Consider the following 1,841-nt stretch of genomic DNA (forward strand, 5'->3'; position numbering starts at 1 on the left):
GCGACGGTGGTGTTGAACGGGGTGAATGCGGAGCGGTTGAAGGCTGCTGAGGTGGCGTTGGCTGCTGATTTCGGTCCGGGCCGGGTTCATAGTGTCGCGTTTGATGTCACCAGTGATGCCGAGGCTGCCCGTGGTGTTGCGTGGGTGGAGGAGCATGTGGGGCCGTTGCGGATCCTGGTGAATAACGCCGGGATCCAGCACCGGGTGCCGATGCTGGAGCTGGATGTCGCGGACTGGGAGCGGGTCATCAAAACTGACCTGACCAGTGCGTTCCTGGTGGGCCGGGAAGCGGCCCGGCATATGATCCCGCGGGGGAGGGGCAAGATCATTAACATCTGTTCGGTGCAGACGGATCTGGCCCGGCCCACGATCGCCCCGTATGTGGCGGCGAAGGGCGGGTTGCGGAACCTGACCCGGGCGATGACGGCCGAGTGGGCGGGCTCGGGGTTGCAGATCAACGGGATCGCGCCGGGCTACATCCACACGGAGATGACCCAGAACCTGGTCGATGATGAGCAGTTCAATGCCTGGATCCTGGGCCGGACGCCGGCGGCCCGGTGGGGGACGGTGCAGGACCTGGCGGGACCGGCGGTGTGGCTGGCCTCGGACGGCTCGGACTTCGTGAACGGGCAGACGATTTTTATCGACGGCGGAATGACGGTGGTGGTCTGATGGGCAGCGCAACAGAAACAGCAGCAGCAGGAGAACCGGCGGTGGGGGCGGTGGGGTCGTCCGTGCCGGGGGAGGCGGTGTCTTCGGCGGTGCGGGAAGCAGCCACGGCACGCGGGACGGTGTTGCCGGTGACGGGTCCGGCGTTGGTGGCGTACGCGGCGGGGGATTTGCGGATCGAGGACGTGCCGCTGGCCGTACCGGGCCCGGGTGAGGCCGTCGTTGAGGTCGCCTATGGCGGGATTTGCGGGTCGGACCTGCATTACTGGCTGCACGGCGCGGCGGGCGAGTCGATCCTGAGGGCCCCGATGGTGCTCGGTCATGAGATTTCCGGGACGGYGGTGGTGGCTGCGGCGGACGGCACCGGCCCGTCTGCCGGGACACTGGTGGCGGTCCATCCCGCGACGCCCGGCCCGGGTGCGGGGGACATCCGGTATCCGGCGGACCGGCCCAACCTGTCCCCGGGCTGCACCTATTTGGGTAGCGCGGCGAGGTTTCCGCATACCGACGGGGCGTTCGCCCGGTTCGTGAACCTGCCGGCCCGGATGCTCCGGGCCCTGCCGTCGGGCCTGGACCTGCGTACCGCGGCGCTGATCGAGCCGGCCTCGGTGGCCTGGCACGCGGTGGCGAGGGCCGGGGACGTGGCCGGCAAAACCGCCCTGGTGATCGGGTCCGGCCCGATCGGTGCCCTGGCGGTCGCGGTCCTTAAACGTGCCGGCGCGGCCACGATCACGGCCGTGGACGTCCATACCAAACCGTTGGAAACCGCCGCGGCCGTCGGCGCAGACCAACTCCTGCAGGCCGGTGACGCGGACGCGATCGCGGCCGTGCAGGCCGACATTGTGATCGAGTCCTCCGGCAGCCACCACGGCCTGGCCTCAGCCATTCAGGGTGCGGCCCGCGGCGGGACCGTGGTCATGGTCGGGCTGCTGCCCACCGGACCCCAGCCGGTCCTCATTTCCCTGGCCATCACCCGGGAACTGGACCTGCGCGGATCCTTCCGCTTCAACGACGAAATCGATGACGTCATCACCGCCCTCGCCGACGGCAGCTTGCACATCAGCCCCGTCATCACCCACGAATACCCCCTCAGCCAAGGCCTCGAGGCCTTCAAAACCGCCAAAAACTCCGCCGAATCAGGCAAAGTCCTACTCAACTTCCAACCCGAATAA

General features: G+C 68.3%; 2 protein-coding genes. Both read left to right on the plus strand.

The annotated features are described in order from the left end of the window. A partial coding sequence (locus tag AC1DIM_RS19680; RefSeq protein WP_477712161.1) for an SDR family oxidoreductase occupies positions 1-672 on the plus strand: 672 nt, incomplete at its 5' end. Next, the gene (locus AC1DIM_RS19685; protein ID WP_477712162.1) at positions 672-1,841 is read left to right on the plus strand and encodes an L-idonate 5-dehydrogenase; all 1,170 of its coding nucleotides are present in this window, start codon (positions 672-674) and stop codon (positions 1,839-1,841) included. The genes AC1DIM_RS19680 and AC1DIM_RS19685, both read left to right, overlap by 1 nt.

The sequence above is a fragment of the Pseudarthrobacter sp. 01T43 genome (assembly GCF_056398665.1).